This is a genomic window from Streptomyces sp. CB02923, from assembly GCF_001905005.1.
Taxonomy (GTDB): domain Bacteria; phylum Actinomycetota; class Actinomycetes; order Streptomycetales; family Streptomycetaceae; genus Streptomyces.
In genome coordinates, this window is record NZ_LWKZ01000024.1 from 871,760 (window position 1) to 889,852 (window position 18,093).

The following is an 18,093-nucleotide window of genomic DNA, read 5'->3' on the forward strand; positions in this document are numbered from 1 at the left end:
ATGACGACCGTCATCTGCCCCTACTGCTTCCACCGCGCCAAAGCGGCGCACTTGCCCTACCGCTGCCTGATGAAAGCCACCGGCATACGGGGCGGCAAACCCTGTGACGCGGCGCGCGACGACGTGTGGGCCGAGTTCATGGGGCCGAGCGTGCCGCCCGCGCTGCGGATGCGCGGCCCCGTCTTCGCTCCGCCACGCGGCTTCGGCGGACTGGGCGGCGGATCGCTCCCCGCATGCCCCGGCTGCGGAGCCACCACACCGGTACGCGTCTGCCGTCGCTGCCACAGTGACTTCCCCAGCGACTACTGCGACCAGGACAGCCGCATCATCGCGCTGGTCGGCGCCAAAGCGTCCGGAAAAAGCACATATGTCTCCGTCCTGGTCAACGAACTGCGCAACCGGGTGGGCGGCGCCTACAATGCCTCGCTCGCCGCGATGGGCGGCGACACCCAGCGACGCGACCGCGAGATGGCCGAAGACCTCTACGACAGGCTGCGCCTGCCCGAGGCCACCCGTCCGGCCGCGATGGGCTTCAACGATCCGCTGCTCTACAGACTCAGCCTGCCCCGGCGAGGCGCCCTCGGCGAGGGCAGCAGGCACACTGCCCTGGTCTTCTTCGACGCCGCCGGAGAAGACCTGAAGAGCGCCGAGGCGATGGACCGCTACACCCATTACCTGTCGGCAGCCGACGGCATCATCATGCTGGTCGACCCGCTCCAGCTCGGCTCCGTCCGCGACCAGATGGCCGCCGGAGAAGGCCCGCCGCTGCCTGCCGTGGAGACCTCTCCCCAACAGATCGCGGCCGACCTGGCCTCGCAGTTGCGGACACACGGGCGAGGCAGGCAGCGGGGCCGGGTCACCACGCCGATGGCCGTCGCCGTGACCAAGACCGACATGCTGCGCCCACTGCTCGGCCCGCATTCACCCCTGCTGCACAACGCGTCGCACAGCGGTGGAGTACTGGACGACGGTGACCGGCTGACCGTGCACGAGGAGATGCGGTCACTGATGGAGGGCTGGGACTCCGGAGCGCTGCGCCGGCAGCTGGAAAGGGACTTCGCCGAGCTGTCGTTCTTCGGGCTCTCGGCGCTCGGCGCGCCGCCGCCAGCACACGCCCCGGCCGACGCTCCCAAGTCGGGACCGCAGCCCCTGCGCATCGAGGATCCGCTGCTCTGGCTCCTCGGCCGGCGCAAGCTGATCCCCGTACGCAAGGCGGGCGCGAAGGGAGCACCGGCATGAGCCTGGCGCAGCTCCACTACACCTCCGCCCCGCCCGGCCCGGACGGCTCGGGCTTCCGGTTTACCGCCGTCACACCGGGACTGCCGACGTCGCTGCTGCGGGAGGCGGAACAGCTCATCGGGTACGAGCCGCCGCGCGACGCGCCGCCGCGTCCCACCGACGAACAGCTCGCCGGCTTCCCCCGGGTGTTCAGCCACACCCTGCTGTCCGACGGCAGCCGACTGCTGAGCCGCACCGTCTACACCGGCGCCGACTACAGCGGCCGATGGGGCAATTTCCACGCCCATGCGGTTCACCTGCCCGCCGGCACGCGACTGCCCGGGGACCAACTGCCCATCACCGCCTGGGAATCCGCACGGTGGACAGACCGGACACCGGACGGTGCGGAGCCTGGTCCGCTGACGGCGCTGCCTCCGGCCGGACACTTCGACCGGGCGGGCCTCGTCGCCTTCGCGGAGTTGCGAGCGCCGTGGCTGGCCGCGTTCTTCGCCGATGTGCGGCGGGCGGCCGAGACCGTCGACGCACCACAGATCGTTCTCGTCGAGCGGGAGAGCGCCGACATCGCACGATGGATCGCACTGGCCAGTACGGCGCTGCCCCGGGAGAGCGCCCACCAGCTCACGTTCACCACGTACACCAGACGACCGCAGCTCGCCCGACAGCAGATCATCGGCGTCCTTCCGGACGACGGGCAGGGCCTGACCGGGTACGACCAGCGCTACCGCCTGCACGACTGCACGGGCCGTCCACCCACCGAGCCGGTCACCGACCTCTGGTCCGAGACCGCCGCGCTGGTGTGGCTGGGCAGAGCACCAGAGCTGTTCAAGGAAGTGGCCGGGCTGCCGGGCGAGTCCTTCGACGCCGGCCCGCTCGCCGTGGCGGCCCTCTGCTCCGGCATCCCCCTCGGGTCGGCCTGCCGTACCGCGGCCATCGACTGGGCGGGCGCACACACCGGTGCCCTGGCCGAGGACCGGCTGCCCCGGCTCATCGCGGCGCTCTGTTCGCCCGCGGACGACCGTACGGCCGGGGAATCCGCGGCACTCGCCCGGCTCTGCGCAGCCCTCGACGGCAGGGCACCGGCCGCGACGACCGCGCCGCTCGCGGCACTGGTGCTGACCGAGGCCGTCCGCACGAGCAGCCTCGAACTCCCCGCCCTTTCCCCGTCGGCGATCACCACGGAATACCGGCGACGCCTCGCCGCCGAACTCGCCACCGACCTGCGGGACGGCATCGCGAACGGGGCGTCGGACCCCACATCCGCGCTCCGGCTCCTGGGCGTCGCCGGAACGCTGGGGGTGGACTGCGCCGACCTCCTTCCGGACCTCGCACGGAGGCTGTCCGGCGCGCTGCTGGCCGACCCGGGCAAGGCGGACGCCCCCGCAGTGCGCAGCGCCCTCGACAACCATTTCGACCTCCGCGTAGCGCTGCTCGGCAAGCTGGACGACCTCGCTGCCGGTGATCCGCCGGCAGCCGCGCGGCTGCTCGCCCGGGCCGGGCTTGCGCTCCCGGACGCCCAGTCGCTGCCCCACCTGCGGATGTGCGCGCGAATGGCCCGGACGGCGGCCGACGAGGACCGTGTCACGGCGCTGCACCTCGTGATCAAGGACGCCGGTGTCCCGCTGTTCGCCGAACCGCTCGTGCTGCGTACGGCCATGCGCCTGGTGTGGGACAGCGGAACGCCGGCTGCCGGACAGGCCGCGCTGTTGCTCGGCGAAACAGGTTCGGACGTGCACCGGGCCGCAGGCACCTTCCCCACACTGGTGCAGGCCGCACTCGACGCGCCCGCCGACGACCGGCACGCCCCCGGTCTGGCCCGCGACCTGTTGCGCTGCTTCCCCGACGAGTTGGATTCCCGTACCCGAGGAGCCTTGCTGCTGCTTGAGTTCGCCGGAGACCTCACGGAAGGGTCCCCGGGGCATGGCTGGGCCGCCCGGGCGGCAGCTCTACGGGCCGTCGCCGAGCCGTTGGAGCCCACCGTGCTGGCACGCGCCTTCAACGCCGTCGCGCGCCGGCTGCTCGACACGGAACGGCCGGACGGCGAACTGTCCGCGCTGACTGCCTGCCGGGACGGGGAGCTGCTGGCGGCGTATGCCCGGGAGGCCCGCACCGACCGGGTTCGCGACCTGCTACGCACCGTCCCGGCGTACGCCGCCGACTGTTTCACCTGCTGGTCCTCCCACCCGGGGACGGACCCGACGTGGGACACGACCCGCAACGGCCTTCTCGATGAAGTGCTGCGCCCCGTCGTACGCGCCCTGCCCCAGGCAGACGTCGCATCCGTGGAAGCGGCTCTGGAACGCCTCCAGGGCCGCTGGGCCGAGGAATTCCGGCAGTGGAACCGGCCCGGAGCGCTCAGCCGTTTCGCCCGGCGCCTCGGCGGCCGGGGCCGCCGCTCCGGCGGCGCCGGGCCGCGCTGGAACGACGTGCAGCCACCCCGAAAGGACGGTGGCCCGTCATGACAACCACCACTGTGCTGTCCTGCGCCCTGTGGATCATTCTCCCCGTGGCTGTGCCCCTGTGCGTCTTCTCCACCTTCTGGCTCTTCCTGGGCCTGTCGCTGACGGCTGCGGGGAAAGCACTCGGGCCATGGCAGGCCGGGGCTTACGACTCCCGGATCCCGGCGACCGGGCCCGATCCGGCCCACCGGGCGTACTGGTCCCGGCAGATGTGGCTCGACGCCCGGTCCGCGGCGTACGGCAGCATGCTGGCCGTCCGGCAGCGGCTGGAGACCGAATGGCTGCACCGGATCGCGAAGCGGCTCTTCCACGGGCAGGACGTCTCCACCGGCCTGCCGGGCGAGACCCGGTTCACCCGCTCGGTCAGGCGCCTTCTCGCTCCGGGAACGGTGGTCGGCGCGGTGGCCGGGGCGCTCCTCGCGGCCCTGCTGACCGCGGTCACGCTGGCCGTCTTCGCGCTGCTGCTGGGGCTCGTGTGGTTGCTGGGGGTGACGGCAGCCGGCGCGCTCCGCGGAGCGGAACGTGGGTGGCGGCTGGCCCGCGGAATCCGGATGGCTTGTCCGTATCCCGGCTGCTACCGGCCGTTCCCGCTGGCGGTCCATCGCTGCCCGAACTGCAACGCCGCCCACCGTGCTCTGCGTCCCGGCCGGTACGGCGCACTGTGGCACGTGTGCGCCTGCGGACAGAAGCTGGTCACCACCTCGCTCACCGGCCGGGACCGGTTCGCTGCCCGCTGCCCGCACTGCGACCGGCACTTGCCCACAGCCGTCGGCATCACGCGCGTCGTACACCTGCCCCTGGTCGGCGGTACCTCAGCCGGCAAGACCATGCTGCTGGCCGCCATGGCTGCCGGGCTCCAGGCGTGGTCACGGCGCAGCCCGCTGACCGTGGGATACGCCTCCCCGGACGACCTGAAGTCCGCGGGTTCGGTGAACCAGCAGCTGAACCAGACGGGTTGGGCCCTCAAGACCCAAGGCGGTCAGCCGCGCGCCCTCATGCTGCGTGTGGGCTACGGCCGGCGCCGACGGCTGCTGTACCTGTACGACCCGATGGGCGAGTCGCTCCGCGATGCGGGCACCGTGCGTATGCAGCAGTACCTTGAGCATGCCGATGGGGTGATCCTGGTCGCCGACGTACTCGCCGAGCCCTGCGTACGGCGCGCCCTGGAAGGCGGCGACGCGGAGCGGGCCGGCGAGGCCAGGCCCGCCGACCTGGGGCCGCTGGACACCTACCAGCGGCTGACCGGCGAGTTATCGGCGCTCACCGGACGGCGCCGGCGCATCCCGATGGCCGCAGTGGTCACCAAGCGGGACGTGCTGGACCGGCTCTCCGCACTGCCGGTTCCGGGCGCGCGCATCGACGGCTGGCTGACAGAGATCGGCCTCGGAGCCCTGGTACGCGGACTGGCACACGACTTCCGGACGGTTCGTTACTGGGCGATAAGCGCCTACGCCGCAACCGGCGCGGGGGCCCTAGGCAGCGAACAGCTACGGGCGGCGGAACCGGTGCTATGGGTACTGGCACGCTCAGGGCTGCGGGTGGGTGCGCTCGCCGGAGGCCCCCCGACCGACGAAGTGCCCGGCGCCCGTGCGGAGACCGTACGCGGGCGTGCGAGCCGCTGACCGGCACAGGCCCGCAGGGAACCTGGGACGACAAGACAGAGAAGAAAGGTGGTTGGGCCCGAAGTGCCTGTCGTGACACCACACATCGCACGTCACCGGCGGCTGATGCTGGGCTTGTTCATCACTGCGGCAACGCTCACCGCCGCCCTGCTCGGCGCGCTGATCCTGTACGTACTGGCAGAGGTCGGGCCGCCCTGACGCGCCCGCAGCCCCACTGGAAGAGACAAACGAATGGAGGACAGGGAAGTGAGTGACATCCCCGGCGGGCCGATGGCGAACCGTCCGGTCCATTTCATCTGGCTGCTGGACTGCTCCTACTCCATGCAGGGAGAGAAGATCGGCATGCTCAACTACGCAATCCGGGAAGCCATCCCGGAGATGCGGTCGGTGGCTCACGACAATCCGGCAGCACAGCTGCTGCTGCGCACGCTCACCTTTTCCACCACCGTGCAGTGGCACCACAAGGACCCCGTCCCGGTCGACGATTTCACCTGGCAGGACGTCCAGGTGGACGGCGTGACGAATCTGGGCGAAGCCCTGCACGTGGTGTCGCGTGAGCTTCAGGCGCCGCCGATGCCCCGGCGCGCTCTCAAACCGGTGCTGGCGCTCGTCTCGGACGGCGTACCGACCGACGACTGGAAGGCTGGGCTGAAAGCCGTCGACGCCACGGCATGGGGCAAGAAGGCCGTGCGGGTCGCCGTCGCCATCGGAGCAGACGCCGACCGCAGCGTGCTGCGGGAATTCCTCGGCAACCCGGAACTGCAACCACTGGACGCCAACAACCCCAAGCAGCTCGCGGCCGCCATCCGCTGGGCTTCGACTGCCGCGGTCAAGGCGGCCTCGCAGCCGGTCGCGGGCAGCTCCGACGCCCTGACGAAGCAGCCCCCCTACGCTCCGCCGGTGCTCGACAACGATGACGACGACGTGTGGTGAGCACGCCGCGCTGGGAGACGCTCACCGAGAGCGTCCAGGGAATCAACAAGAAGCACAACCAGGACTACGGCACGGCCGAGGGCCAGGGCAGCGCCGAGTGCCCGCTGGTCCTGGCAGTGGCGGACGGGCACGGGGCCGCCCGGCACGCCCGGAGCGATGTCGGCGCACGTCGCGTGGTGGACCTTTTCACCGCGCTCGTCCGCGAGTTCGCCGGCTTCGCCCGGGCACTGGCGCCGGAGGAGTCTCGTGGCGGTCTCAGCCGGCTGATGAACTACGCTCAGCACGACATGCCACGTCGGCTCGTCGCGGCATGGCAACAGGACATGCTCGGACACTGGGACCGGACGCGCGAGCGGAACGCGGACGGCACGCCACCTCCCGCCCCCGCCGACGCGGAGAAACTGCTGCTGTACGGGACCACGCTCATCGGCGCGCTCCTGACCCCACAGCTGTTCGTCGCCTGGCAACTCGGCGATGGGGAACTGACCGTCGTCGACCGGGACGGCCGCGTCGGCTTCCCGCTGGCGCCCACCGAAACGGACCTCGGCGACGAGACGGAATCGATGTGCAGCCACCGGGCCTGGAGCCTGATGCGCGTGCACTGGGCCCCGGTGATCGACCCGGACCGTACGCCCCGGCTCATCGCGCTCTCGACCGACGGACTCTCCAAGAGCTTCGCCTCCCACGAGGGCTTCACACAGTTCATGTCCGGCCTCGACCAGCGGCTCGTGGACGAGGGTACGGAGGGGGTGCGCGCCGCGCTCCCACAGTGGCTGCGGCAGGCAGCGCGGCACTCCGGGGACGACACCACCGTGGCGGCCGGACGTCGGCCACCGCACCATTCTGCGACCGAGGAGTGACGGACACATCATGAGCGGCATGCTGGACAGCGGTAAGCGCCTCACCGCTGACGACGGCGAGGAGATCGAGGTCATCGAGCTGATCGGTTCCGGTGGCCAGGGCGAGGTCTACCGTGTGCGGACCACGCGTGGTGACCGGGCGCTCAAGTGGTACTTCCCGTCGTGTGCCACGGCCGAGCAGGAGGGCATCGTCCGGGAACTGGTGGCCCGCGACTTCGACGACGACCGCTTCCTGTGGCCGACGGCGTACGTCGCAGACGGGCCGGCGGCGTTCGGCTATGTGATGGACATCCGCCCGGACCGCTTCAAGGGCCTGCCGGCACTGTTCAAGCGAACGTTGCGCACCAGCCCACGTGCCCTGCTGACCGCCTGTCTCTACACCGTGGAGGCTTACCAGGCGCTGCATTCCCGTGGTATCGCCTACCGGGACATCTCCTGGGGCAACATCTTCTTCGACCCGGCCACCGGTGACGTCCTGGTGTGCGACAACGACAACGCCGTGGTGGAGGGGGACAGCAGCGGCATCTCGGGCACGATGGAGTTCATGGCACCCGAGCTGGTGCGGGGCGATCCGGGCGCCCGGCCCGGCACGCAGACCGACCTGTACTCCCTGTCGGTTCTGCTGTTCATGTTCCTGATGAACCATCACCCGCTGAAGGGCCGCAGGGAACTGCTCATCCACTGCCTGGACGAACCTGCGGAGAAGGCGCTGTACGGCAAGCGCCCGTTGTTCGTCTTCGACCCTGCGGACGATGCGAACGCACCCGACCCCGTCGAGCAGTACACCGTCCTCGCCACCTGGGACGTGGCTCCGAAAGTCCTGCGGGACCTGTTCACGCACAACTTCACGGTCGGTCTGCGTGACCCGGCGGCGCGAGTCCGCGAGTCGCAGTGGCGGGACGCACTGCGAGCCGTACTCGACACGGTCGTCGACTGCGCGGACTGCGGGCGCCAGAACATGACACAGCCGGAGGAGACCACCGCCGGCACCTGCTGGTCCTGCGGCAGTACTCTGCTCCTGCCGCCCCGGCTGGTCGTCATCACTCCTCCGCCGCGCGCGGAACGTCATCTGCGGCTCCACCGCACCGCGCGGGTACACGCCCACCATCTGGATCCGGAACCCGCACGGCACGACTACAGCGACGGATCGGTGGTCGCCGAGCTGACCGAACACCCGCAGAAGCCCGGCAAGTTCGGGCTCGCGAATCGCTCGGACGCCGTCTGGACCGGGACCCGTTCGGACGGTTCGGCGCAGCAGGTCGCACCTGGCCAGACCGTGCCGCTGCGCTCCGGTATGGAGCTGAACCTCCTGGGCGCGCAGCTCGCCGTCCGGGCGAAGTGAGAGCAGGCCGGGGCACGTGTGCCCCGGTCACAGCCCTACTGCGTGCCCCAGCGCCTGGGCGAGTGCCAGCCCGCTGCTGCCCGTCGCCAGCCCGAGAGAGAGCGTTTCCAGGGCCCGCCTGATCCTTCCCTGGTCGGCGGGCCGCTGCTCCTGCCGGGCCCGCTCCAGCTCTCCCTGTACCTCTTCCGCCCGCGCGACGAGTACCGGCTGCTCCTCCGTCCGCAGATGGCGTACCAGTTCCGCCGCCAGCCGCAGAGCCTCGGCCGGGTCCGCCCCGTAGTGGTTGATCTCGATCTTCCCGCCGTCCCCGAAGTTGCTCGGACCGGAGACCTGGCCGTGAAAGTTGAAGGTGCTCATGCGCGCTCCTGTCGTCGTACCGGACACGGATCAGGGCTGGCCACCACCGGCGGGCCCGCCGGGCTGCGGGCCCTGGCCGACGTTGATCTGGCCGTTGTTGCCGAAGTTGCTCGCTCCGGTGATGTCACCGGAGAAGTTGTAGGTCTGGGTGTTGATGACCTGCTGGGCCTGGTCGAAGGAGCTGGTGTCGACGTTGTGGTCCTGGAGGAAGCGCTCCGTCGCGATCAGGACGCCCTGTTGCAGCCGGTGCAGGAAGTCCTGGGAGTCCGTACGGTCCGAATGGCCCATCTCGTCCCAGTCGGACACCCGGTCCCGCAGGCTGCTTTCGGCTCCGTAGTCGTATACCGCGTGGCGCTTGCTGATCTCCTTGCGCACGTTCTCCATCTGACGTGCGCGGCGGTTCGCCTCGGAGCGGCGCCTGTGGTTGCGCCCGAGCGCTCCGCGCAACGCGGGCCAAGTCTGTCCGCTCGCGCACCTCACCAGGCTCCACCACTGCCTGAATCCGTCGCGCGGCAAATACTCCACCTGCGCGTACCGCCGGTGCACCGGCGGAATCGCGTAGGCGGCAACTTCCCAGGTCAGGCTCGGATGGTGCAGCCGGGCCCGCAAGTGCATCGACACGATGACCCGGCCGCCCTCAGCAACCCGTTCCAGGCTCAGATAGGTACGCATACCGGCTCCCGGCTGGACCAGGCCCGCTTGCACCAACTGTTTCGGCACCTGAGAGCGTGGCCGGGCGAGCGGGTCCGGAAGCGCCTCCGGACCCAGATGCCAGACGTGGGTGCCCAGCACGTAGAGCCGGTTCTTGGCGCGCAGGCCCTCCAGGCCGGCGATGTTGGCCATCTCGTTCGCGACATAGGTGTGCAGCGCCACGGCATCGAAAGATGTGATGGTCAGCTTGCCGCCGGTGGGAGCATCAGCCGGGCGGCTGACGTCGATGGGCTGCCAGACCGCTTCCTTGATCTTCTTGCCGCTGCCCACGAAGGGCGTGCTGCGCTCGGCGTCGGCCGCGTACGGCACGAAGTTGATGCGCTTTTGCCGTAGCTCCTGGAGCCGGGCCTCCACCTCGGGCGCCACCGGCGGCGCCAGATTCTCCGGTTCCGCACCGGATTCGAAAGCGTCGAGGGCGGCGGACCTGGCCTTCGCCTCCGTCCGGTGAACCAGCCACCAGGCGGCGCACGGCACGGCGAGGAGCGCGAAGCAGCCGGATGTCACCGCGACGGACACGCCGCCGAACAGCCCGTAGAGCAGCACAAGCGCCGCGGCCCAGCACGCGAAGAAGAGCCAGCCCAGCTGGCGGTCACGTACGTCCATGCGCTCGGCCGCCACCCGGGCGTGCCGGACCACGGCGACGAGGTTGATACCCAGCGGCAGCCCATGGGCCTTCATCCGGTCCTCGCTGAACTCCTCGTGCACCTGGCGGGCGAACTGTTCGTCCAGGTGCACGGCGGCGCAGAGGCGTCGTGTCACCGCGTCCTTGCGGTACTTCGGCAACGGAGGCAGCTGCCTGTGCACCATTTCCCCCGGCCCTCCCCGACCTTGCGCGACAACTCCGTCCCACCCTACGGATCGTGCGGGCGGCTGTCCCGGGGTTCGCTGATCATCGCCGTGATCGCACGGCGGCAGGGGGCCGGAAGCGGTACGCACCGGCCCCCGGCCGGGCGGTTCGTCAGCCCCCGGCCTCCGTCAGCCGCACCGAGATGGAGTTGATGCAGTAGCGCTGGTCGGTCGGGGTCGGGTAGCCCTCGCCCTCGAAGACGTGGCCGAGGTGGGAGCCGCAGCGGGCGCAGCGGACCTCCGTGCGGAGCATGCCGTGGGAGCGGTCTTGGAGGAGCTCGACGGCGTCGGTGTCCTTGGGGTCGTAGAAGGACGGCCAGCCGCAGTGGCTCTCGAACTTCGTCTCCGAGCGGAACAGTTCGGCGCCGCAGGCGCGGCAGGAGTAGACGCCCGCCGCCTTCGTGTCGGTGTACTCACCGACGAACGCGGGCTCCGTGCCGCCCTGGCGCAGGACCTGGTACTCCTGCGGGGTCAGCTCGGCGCGCCACTGCTCGTCCGGCTTGTCGATCTCGTACGGCATGAGGTCCCTCTTCTTCCGGTCAGCGCTGCAGGTGCGCGAGGATCTGCGGGCCGAGTTCGCCCACGTCACCGGCGCCCATGGTGAGAACAAGGTCGCCGGGCTCCGCCATTCCTGCGATCACCGCGGGGATCGCGGTCTTGTCGTGCTCGGCGGTCACCCGGGCGCCCTTGGCCTGGGCCGCTTCGATGATCAGGGCGCTGGTGATGCCGGGGATCGGGTCCTCGCGGGCCGGGTAGATGTCCAGCACGACGGAGGCGTCGGCGAGGGTGAGCGCCTCGCCCATCTCCTTGCCCAGCTCCTGGGTGCGGGAGAAGAGGTGCGGCTGGAAGACGACCAGGAGGCGGGCGCCGGTGGCGGCGCCGCGGATGGCCTCCAGGTCGGCGGTCATCTCGGTGGGGTGGTGCGCGTAGGAGTCGATGACCTGGACGCCGGCCGCCTCGCCCTGGAGCTGCAGGCGGCGCTTGACGCCGGTGTACGTGCCGAGCGCGGAGGCCAGGTTGTGCGGCGGGAGGCCGAGGGCGGTGCCGGCGGCGAGGGCCGCGACCGCGTTGAGGGCGTAGTGCCGGCCGGGGACGGAGACGGCGAAGGTGAGGATCTTGCCGCTCGCGAGGGCGACGGTGACCTCGCTGGTCAGGCCGCGCTGGTTGATCTTGAGGACGCGTACGTCGGCGTCCGCGGCCTCGCCGTAGGTGACGATCTCGATGTCGTGGCGGCCGGAGAGGCGGCTCGTCAGCTCGCGGGCGCCGGGGTGGTCGGCGGAGACGACGAGGGTGCCGCCGGGGCGGATGCGCGCGGCGAACGTCTCGAAGGACTCGTAGATCTCGTCCATCGAGGCGTAGTTGGCGTGGTGGTCCAGCTCCACGTTGAGGACGATGGCGACCTCGGGCGCGTACTTGTGGAAGCTGCGGTCGCTCTCGTCCGCCTCGGCGACGAAGATCTCGCCGCTGCCGTGCTCGGCGTTGGAGCCGGGGGCGTCCAGGTCGCCGCCGATGGCGTAGGAGGGGGACAGGCCCAGGGAGGCGAGGGAGACGGCCAGCATGGAGGTGGTGGTCGTCTTGCCGTGCGTGCCGGCCACGGCGATCGGGCGCAGGCCGTCCATGAGGGCGGCGAGGGCGTCGGAGCGGTGCACGACGGGGATGCCGCGCTCGCGGGCGGCGGCCAGCTCCGGGTTGTCGTCGCGGATCGCGGAGGAGACGACGACGCTGGTGGCGTCCTCGGCCAGGTGGGCGGCGGCGTGGCCGAGGTGGACCGTGGCGCCGGATGCGCGCAGGGCGCCGACGGTCGCCGACTCCTTCGCGTCGCTGCCCGCGACCCGGGCGCCGCGCTGGGCGAGGATCTTCGCAATGCCGGACATCCCGGCGCCGCCGATGCCGATGAAGTGCGGTCGGTCCATCGCGTCGGGGATGCCCGGGGACGGTGCCATGCGTCAGTCTCCTGCTCGTCGATCTCTACGTCCGTACGGGCACGATTCTCGCACCCGGCACCGACAGCCGGTGCCGGGCGGGCCCGGCCCCCGGATCAGCGGCGGATCAGACCGCGTGCGGTGGCCGCGGCGACCGCCGACGTACGGGAGTCGACGCCCAGCTTCGCGTAGATGTGCACCAGGTGGGACTTGACCGTGGCCTGGCTGAGGAAGAGCTGCTTGCTGATCCGGGCGTTGGACAGGCCGTCGGCGACGAGCTGGAGCACCTCGGTCTCGCGGCGGGACAGGGCCGTGGCGGGCGTACGCATCCGGTCCATCAGCCGCAGGGCGATGGTCGGCGCGAGGGCGGACTTGCCGGCCGCCGCGGTCCGGACGGCGGCGGCCAGTTCCTCGGGCGGCGCGTCCTTGAGGAGGTAGCCGGTGGCGCCGGCCTCGATGGCGGCGAGGATGTCCGCGTCGGTGTCGTACGTGGTCAGGACGAGGACGCGCGGGGCGCCGTCGCGTGCGGTGATCGCGGCGGTGGCCTGGGAGCCGAGCATCCGGCCGCCGAACTGGAGGTCCATCAGGACGACGTCGACGTCCGGGCGGGCGGCCCGTTCGACGGCCTCCTCGGCCGTGGGGACGTCCGCGACGACCTCGAAGTCCGGCTCGGTCTCCAGCACGGCGCGCAGTCCGGCCCGTACGACCGGGTGGTCGTCGGCAAGGAGGAGACCGATGGCGGCGGACGCCGGGCGGGAGCCGGTGGCGGCGGACGCCGGGCGGGAGCCGGTGGCGGTCTCGGGGCGGTGGGTCACGCGGTGGCCTGTCCGGGAGGGGAATCGGGGGCGGGGGCAGGGGCAGGGGCGGGGGCCGCGGTCGGGGCCCAGGGCGCGGCCGGTTGGGGATACGGCAGGGTGACGGCGACCGCCGTTCCCTCGCCGGGCGCGGACTCCACCGCCAGCGTGCCGTGCAGCGCGCGGGCGCGGGCGCGCATCGCGGCCAGCCCGAAGCCGGTGCCCGCGGTCGCGCCGGAGCCCGGGGACGGCACCGCGCCGGGCGCGAAGCCCGTACCGTCGTCGACCACGTCGAGGGCGACCTCGGTGTCCATGTAGGAGAGGGTCAGCTCGGCCCGGCCGGCGTGCGCGTGCTGGACGGCGTTGGCCAGCGCGGACTGCGCGATGCGCAGCAGGGCGACCTCGTGCGGGGTGGGCAGTTCGACGGGCGCTCCGGAGACCTGGCAGTGCACGGCCAGGCCGGAGGAGCGGGCGGTGGTGGCGCACAGCCGCTCCAGGGCGGCGGGCAGCGATCCGGCCTCCAGGTCGGGCGGGCTGAGCGCCCGGACGAAGCGGCGGGCCTCGGCGAGGTTGTCGACGGCGGCCTGCCGGGCCTGCTGGACGTGGCCGAGCGCGGTGGCGGTGTCCGGCCGCCGCGGAACGGCCCGTTCCGCGGCCCGCAGCAGCAGCTGGATGCTGGAGAGCCCCTGCGCGAGGGTGTCGTGGATCTCGCGGGCGAGCCGCTCCCGCTCGGCGAGCACACCGGCGGCGTGCTCGGCGGCCGCCAGGTCGCTGCGGGCGGCGGTCAGCTCCTCGATGAGGCGGCGGCGCTGTTCGCTCTCCCGGTAGAGAGCCTGGTAGCCGAGGACGACGGCGACGGCGACCGCCGCGCCCAGCGCGGGGCCGATGACCGTACCGAAGGTGAGTGTGCGGGTGTGCCAGCCGAACCCGCCGATCGCGGCGAGGGTGGTGACCAGGACGGCGGGCAGCGCCCAGCGCAGCGGGAGCAGGTGCAGCTGGACGAAGAAGAGCGGGAAGGCGAGCCAGACCCCGAGGGGCGTGAGGGCGAGCAGGACGGCCCACACCGCCATGACGGCGGCGAGCCAGAGCGCCGCGGCGGCCGTGGAGGTGCGGACCGGCGGCAGCGTGGGGCCGACGGCGTACACGGCGAGCAGCAGGACGGCCGCGCCGACGACGGCCGGTGCGACCGCGCTGTGGTCGGCCACGGCCCGTACGGCGGCGAGCGCCAGCAGCGCGGCCACCATCAGGTGCAGGCAGACGCGCAGCACCCGCAGGGCGGGGGTCAGGGAGTGGGGATTCACAGCCCTTCCAGGCTAGGCGCCCGGACCCGTACCGGCATCAATCAAAAGGTGGAGGGCGGACCTGCCAAAGGTGGAGGGCGGACCCGGCCTTTCGATCCGGGCGAACCACTCCGGGGCGCGATGCCGGGAGCCCGCTTCCCCGGCGACGGTGGGGACCAGCAGCCGGGCACCGGGCCCGGCGCCTGTCGGAAGGATGGCCGGGACCCCGTGTTCGTCGCCTGGAGAGACCTGAGATTCGCCAAGGGCCGGTTCGCCCTGATGGGCACCGTCATCGTGCTGATCACGGTGCTGGTGGGGCTGCTGTCCGGCCTGACGGCGGGCCTGGGCCGGGAGAACACCTCGGCCATCACCTCGCTGCCCGCCGACCGCCTCGCCTTCACCGCCCCCGCCGACGGCGGTGCCGGCGTCTCGTTCACCGACTCACGCGTCGGGCAGCGGACCTGGGAGTCCTGGGCCCGCGTGCCGGGCGTCGAGTCGGCGGAGCCGCTGGGGATCGGCACGGCCAGGGCCTCGGCGGGCGGTGGCGCGGAAGAGCGGACCGCCGCGCTGTCCGCCTTCGGGGTACGGCCCGGTTCGCATCTGGCGCCCGCGGCCGGGCGGATCGCGGACGGCTCGGCGGTGCTGTCCGCGAAGGCCGCGGACGAGCTGGGTGTACGGGCCGGAGGCAGGTTCACGCTGAACGGGCGGACGCTGACGGCAGCGGGGGTCGCGGGCGAGGCGATGTACAGCCATACGCCGGTGGTCTGGACGTCGCTGGACGACTGGGCGGCGGTGTCGGGGGGCACGGCCTCCGGAGCAGCCGATTCCGGAAACGCTGGTCCCCGTAGCGGTGGTTCCGGAGCCTCCCGGGCACGGACGGCCACGGTCGTCGCCCTCACCACCTCGTCGGATGCCGGACTGGCCGCCGCCGACCGGCAGCTGGGCACCCGTACCGTCACGACCGGCGAGGCGCTGAACGCCATCGGCTCGTACACCGCGGAGAACGGCTCGCTCCAGCTGATGCGCGGCTTCCTGTTCGCCATATCGGCGCTGGTCATCGGCGCGTTCTTCACGGTCTGGACGATCCAGCGCAGCGGTGACGTCGCCGTGCTCAAGGCACTCGGCGCCCCGACCGGCTACCTGCTGCGCGACGCGCTCGGCCAGGCGGTGGTGCTGCTGGTGATCGGTACGGGCGTGGGCACCGCGCTCGCGGCGTCGGTCGGCGCGGCCGTCGGCGGCACCGTGCCGTTCGTCCTGGACCCGGCGACGGTGCTGGTCCCGGCCCTGGTCATGATCGCGCTGGGCGCCGTCGGCGCGGCGCTGTCCATCCGCCGCATCACCGCCGTCGATCCGCTGACGGCGCTGGGGAGCGCACGGTGAATTCCGGAGGCAATTGAATTCCGGTTCCGGTCCCGTACGGCTCCCGTATCCGCCCGGCAGATCCAAAAGGCCGCGCCCGTCCGGCACCCGGTTCAGCGCTCACACAGCGCGCGAATGACCGCACGAAATTCTCCCCGTTCCCTCTACCCAGCGACGGATTCCATGAATGCGCATCCCGCACGTAAACAGAACCCCACACGGAACCTCACACAGAACCCCACACAGAACCCCACACGGCCCCGCACGATCCCCGGAACTCCGCCCGACTCCCCCACCCCGCCTCCCGCCGGACTCGACCTCACCGGCGTCACCCTCACCTATCCGGACGGCGCCGGGCGCCTCACCGCCCTCGACGACGTGAGCCTGGCCGTGCCGCCGGGTTCCGTGACCGCCGTGGTCGGCCCCTCCGGCTCCGGCAAGTCGAGTCTGCTGGCGGTGGCCGCGACCTTGATCACCCCGGACAGCGGCCGGGTGCTGGTCGACGGTACGGACACCACCGGCATGAGCCGCGCCGAGCTGACCGCGCTGCGCCGCACCAAGGTCGGCACGGTCTTCCAGCAGCCCAACCTGCTGCCGTCCCTGACGGCCGCCGAGCAGTTGCAGGTGATGGCGCACCTGGACGGCCGTGCGCCGCGCGCGGCCCGGCCGCGGGCCCTGGAACTGCTGGACGCGGTCGGCCTGGCCGACCAGGCGGCGCGCCGCCCGCACCAGCTCTCGGGCGGCCAGCGGCAGCGCGTCAACATCGCCAGGGCGCTGATGAACGATCCGGCCGTCCTGCTGGTCGACGAGCCGACCAGCGCGCTGGACCACGAGCGCGGGGCCGCGGTCCTGGACCTGCTGACCACGCTCACGCACCGGCGCGCCACCGCGACGGTCCTGGTCACGCACGACCGCGCCCACCTGGACGCGGTGGACGCGGTCGTGGAGGTGCTGGACGGGCGGCTCAGCTCCCGGCGGAGTCCCCTCCCGGGCCGCTAGCCGGGCCCTGGGCCGGGTTGTGCGCCACGTCCTGGGCCGGGTCGTCGGCCGCGTGCGAGAAGAGCTTGAGCACGGGCACGCCGACCTTGTGCCGGGCGCGGGAGGCCCAGTCGCGGTGGAAGAACTCCTCGACGAAGTGCGGGGCGGTCAGCACGATCACCTCGTCGGCGCCGGTCTCGTCGACGACCGACCGCAGCAGGTCCAGCGGGTGGTCCTCGACGACCTGCCCGATCGCCTCGGCGCCCGCGTCCCGCAAGGCGTGCAGGGTGTAGGACAGGGCGCGCTCCGCGGGCGGCTCGGCCTGCCCGCCCTCCGGCTCGTCACCTTCCCGTACGGCGTCCTCGAACTCGCCCAGCGCGACGTCGTCGATGGCCCTGAGCAGGCGGTCCTGATTGCCGCGCGGCTGCATGAGGACGACGAAGGAGACCTGGTCGTCGCCGTGCAGCGTGGTGACGAACTCCACATCGGCGGGCGTCAGGGGCTTCTCGATCATCAATACGCTCGTGAACACGGCGGACGCCCTTCTTCTCATCTCTCGCGGCCCGTCTGGGAAGCGAACCGACAGAAACCATCCTGCCCCGTCGCCACACGGGACCTGTTGGCCTTTAGTGTGCCCAGCGGAAGCTAAGCGGAACGAATAATTCCGCCTTTTGTTCAGGACCGACGGTAGCGGGTGAACAGGAAGCCGGCCTCCTCCAGTACGGACGCGAGTACGAATGTTTCCGGAACGGTCGTCACCGGCGCGTTCATGATGCGCGACGCGTCACCGGCGACCACCAGCGGTGCCAGCGAGAGGCACAGCTCGTCGAGTGCCCCGCTTCCCGCGAACTGACCCAGGAGCCGGGGCCCGCCCTCCGTCAGCAGCCGGGTCAGCCCCCGCCCGGCGAGCGCCCCGACGACCCGCGACGGGTCGACGGCAGCGCCCTCACCTGCGAAGACGACCTCGGCACCGGCCTTGCGCGCGGTACGCACCCGATCCTCGTCGGCCCCGGCCCCGGTCACCACGACCGTCGGTACCAGCGGCTCGGTGAACAGCGGCTGCGAGAAGTCCAGGTCCAGGCTGGCGGTGACCACCGCGACGACGGGGGCGGGGGCCTGTCCGGCGGCGGCCCGGCGGGCGGCGAACGCCTCGCGGGCACGGGCCGGGCGGTAGCCCTCCTTGCGTACGGTCTCGGCGCCCACCACCACCGCGTCCGCCAGGCCGCGCAGCACACCGAAGATCCTCATGTCCGCGTCACCGGAGAGCGGCTGCGAGCGGCCCTCGTGGTGGGCCGCGCCGTCCAGCGAGGAGACCATGTTCGCGCGGAGCCAGCCCGCTCCCCGGTCGAGACGGGGGTACGCGTAGGCGTCGGCCAGTTCGTCCAGGCTCCACC

17 protein-coding genes are annotated in these 18,093 nt (G+C 71.9%); 9 read left to right on the forward strand and 8 right to left on the reverse strand.

The window, feature by feature from the left end:
- From A6A06_RS27020 to A6A06_RS27045, 7 genes are all read left to right on the forward strand, one after another.
- Entirely contained in the window at positions 1 to 1,239 is a 1,239-nt protein-coding gene (locus A6A06_RS27020; protein WP_073764132.1) for a TRAFAC clade GTPase domain-containing protein, read from the forward strand.
- Positions 1,236 to 3,698 (forward strand): GTPase-associated protein 1-related protein, encoded by a 2,463-nt coding sequence (locus A6A06_RS27025; RefSeq protein WP_073764134.1) that lies wholly within the window; start codon positions 1,236 to 1,238, stop codon positions 3,696 to 3,698. The genes A6A06_RS27020 and A6A06_RS27025 overlap by 4 nt, the downstream gene beginning before the upstream one ends.
- Positions 3,695 to 5,317, forward strand: a complete 1,623-nt coding sequence (locus A6A06_RS27030) for a TRAFAC clade GTPase domain-containing protein (protein WP_073764136.1) — start codon at positions 3,695 to 3,697, stop codon at positions 5,315 to 5,317. Before A6A06_RS27025 ends, A6A06_RS27030 begins: the two co-directional genes overlap by 4 nt.
- Positions 5,318 to 5,389: 72 nt before the next feature.
- The gene (locus A6A06_RS43580; protein ID WP_274535891.1) at positions 5,390 to 5,515 is read left to right on the forward strand and encodes a hypothetical protein; all 126 of its coding nucleotides are present in this window, start codon (positions 5,390 to 5,392) and stop codon (positions 5,513 to 5,515) included.
- A 72-nt stretch (positions 5,516 to 5,587) separates the two neighbouring features.
- Positions 5,588 to 6,250, forward strand: a complete 663-nt coding sequence (locus tag A6A06_RS27035; protein WP_073764692.1) for a vWA domain-containing protein — start codon at positions 5,588 to 5,590, stop codon at positions 6,248 to 6,250.
- A complete protein-coding gene (locus tag A6A06_RS27040; protein ID WP_242440955.1) occupies positions 6,247 to 7,110 on the forward strand; it encodes a protein phosphatase 2C domain-containing protein in 864 nt (287 codons plus the stop codon). Before A6A06_RS27035 ends, A6A06_RS27040 begins: the two co-directional genes overlap by 4 nt.
- A 10-nt stretch (positions 7,111 to 7,120) precedes the next feature.
- Positions 7,121 to 8,452 (forward strand): protein kinase domain-containing protein, encoded by a 1,332-nt coding sequence (locus A6A06_RS27045; protein ID WP_073764140.1) that lies wholly within the window; start codon positions 7,121 to 7,123, stop codon positions 8,450 to 8,452.
- A 27-nt stretch (positions 8,453 to 8,479) separates the two neighbouring features.
- On the opposite strand, the gene A6A06_RS27050 is transcribed toward A6A06_RS27045, so the two are convergent.
- The 6 genes from A6A06_RS27050 to A6A06_RS27075 form a co-directional block, all read right to left on the reverse strand.
- Positions 8,480 to 8,809, reverse strand: coding sequence for a hypothetical protein (locus tag A6A06_RS27050; RefSeq protein ID WP_073764142.1), 330 nt, complete (start codon positions 8,807 to 8,809; stop codon positions 8,480 to 8,482).
- 30 nt (positions 8,810 to 8,839) lie between these two features.
- The gene (locus A6A06_RS27055; protein WP_073764144.1) at positions 8,840 to 10,327 is read right to left on the reverse strand and encodes a hypothetical protein; all 1,488 of its coding nucleotides are present in this window, start codon (positions 10,325 to 10,327) and stop codon (positions 8,840 to 8,842) included.
- A gap of 151 nt (positions 10,328 to 10,478) precedes the next feature.
- Complete coding sequence (gene msrB, locus A6A06_RS27060) at positions 10,479 to 10,886, reverse strand: peptide-methionine (R)-S-oxide reductase MsrB (protein ID WP_073764146.1); 408 nt, start codon at positions 10,884 to 10,886, stop codon at positions 10,479 to 10,481.
- Between the two features lie 19 nt (positions 10,887 to 10,905).
- Entirely contained in the window at positions 10,906 to 12,309 is a 1,404-nt protein-coding gene (gene murC / locus A6A06_RS27065) for a UDP-N-acetylmuramate--L-alanine ligase (RefSeq protein WP_073764148.1), read from the reverse strand.
- Between the two features lie 95 nt (positions 12,310 to 12,404).
- Complete coding sequence (locus A6A06_RS27070) at positions 12,405 to 13,025, reverse strand: response regulator (protein WP_073764694.1); 621 nt, start codon at positions 13,023 to 13,025, stop codon at positions 12,405 to 12,407.
- A gap of 74 nt (positions 13,026 to 13,099) precedes the next feature.
- Positions 13,100 to 14,326 (reverse strand): sensor histidine kinase, encoded by a 1,227-nt coding sequence (locus tag A6A06_RS27075; RefSeq protein ID WP_199931226.1) that lies wholly within the window; start codon positions 14,324 to 14,326, stop codon positions 13,100 to 13,102.
- Positions 14,327 to 14,590: 264 nt separating this feature from the next.
- Here A6A06_RS27075 and A6A06_RS27080 point away from each other — a divergent pair, with 264 nt between their 5' ends.
- Positions 14,591 to 15,742 (forward strand): ABC transporter permease, encoded by a 1,152-nt coding sequence (locus A6A06_RS27080; RefSeq protein WP_073764152.1) that lies wholly within the window; start codon positions 14,591 to 14,593, stop codon positions 15,740 to 15,742.
- 162 nt (positions 15,743 to 15,904) lie between these two features.
- Positions 15,905 to 16,720: an ABC transporter ATP-binding protein gene (locus A6A06_RS27085; protein WP_079194364.1), complete on the forward strand. Its 816-nt coding sequence runs from the start codon at positions 15,905 to 15,907 to the stop codon at positions 16,718 to 16,720.
- On the opposite strand, the gene A6A06_RS27090 is transcribed toward A6A06_RS27085, so the two are convergent.
- Complete coding sequence (locus A6A06_RS27090; protein WP_073764154.1) at positions 16,686 to 17,213, reverse strand: indole-3-glycerol phosphate synthase; 528 nt, start codon at positions 17,211 to 17,213, stop codon at positions 16,686 to 16,688. The genes A6A06_RS27085 and A6A06_RS27090 overlap by 35 nt on opposite strands.
- Before the next feature lie 161 nt (positions 17,214 to 17,374).
- On the reverse strand, positions 17,375 to 18,085 hold the full coding sequence (locus A6A06_RS27095; RefSeq protein ID WP_073764698.1) for a pyrimidine reductase family protein: 711 nt from the start codon (positions 18,083 to 18,085) through the stop codon (positions 17,375 to 17,377).
- Positions 18,086 to 18,093 lie beyond the last annotated feature (8 nt).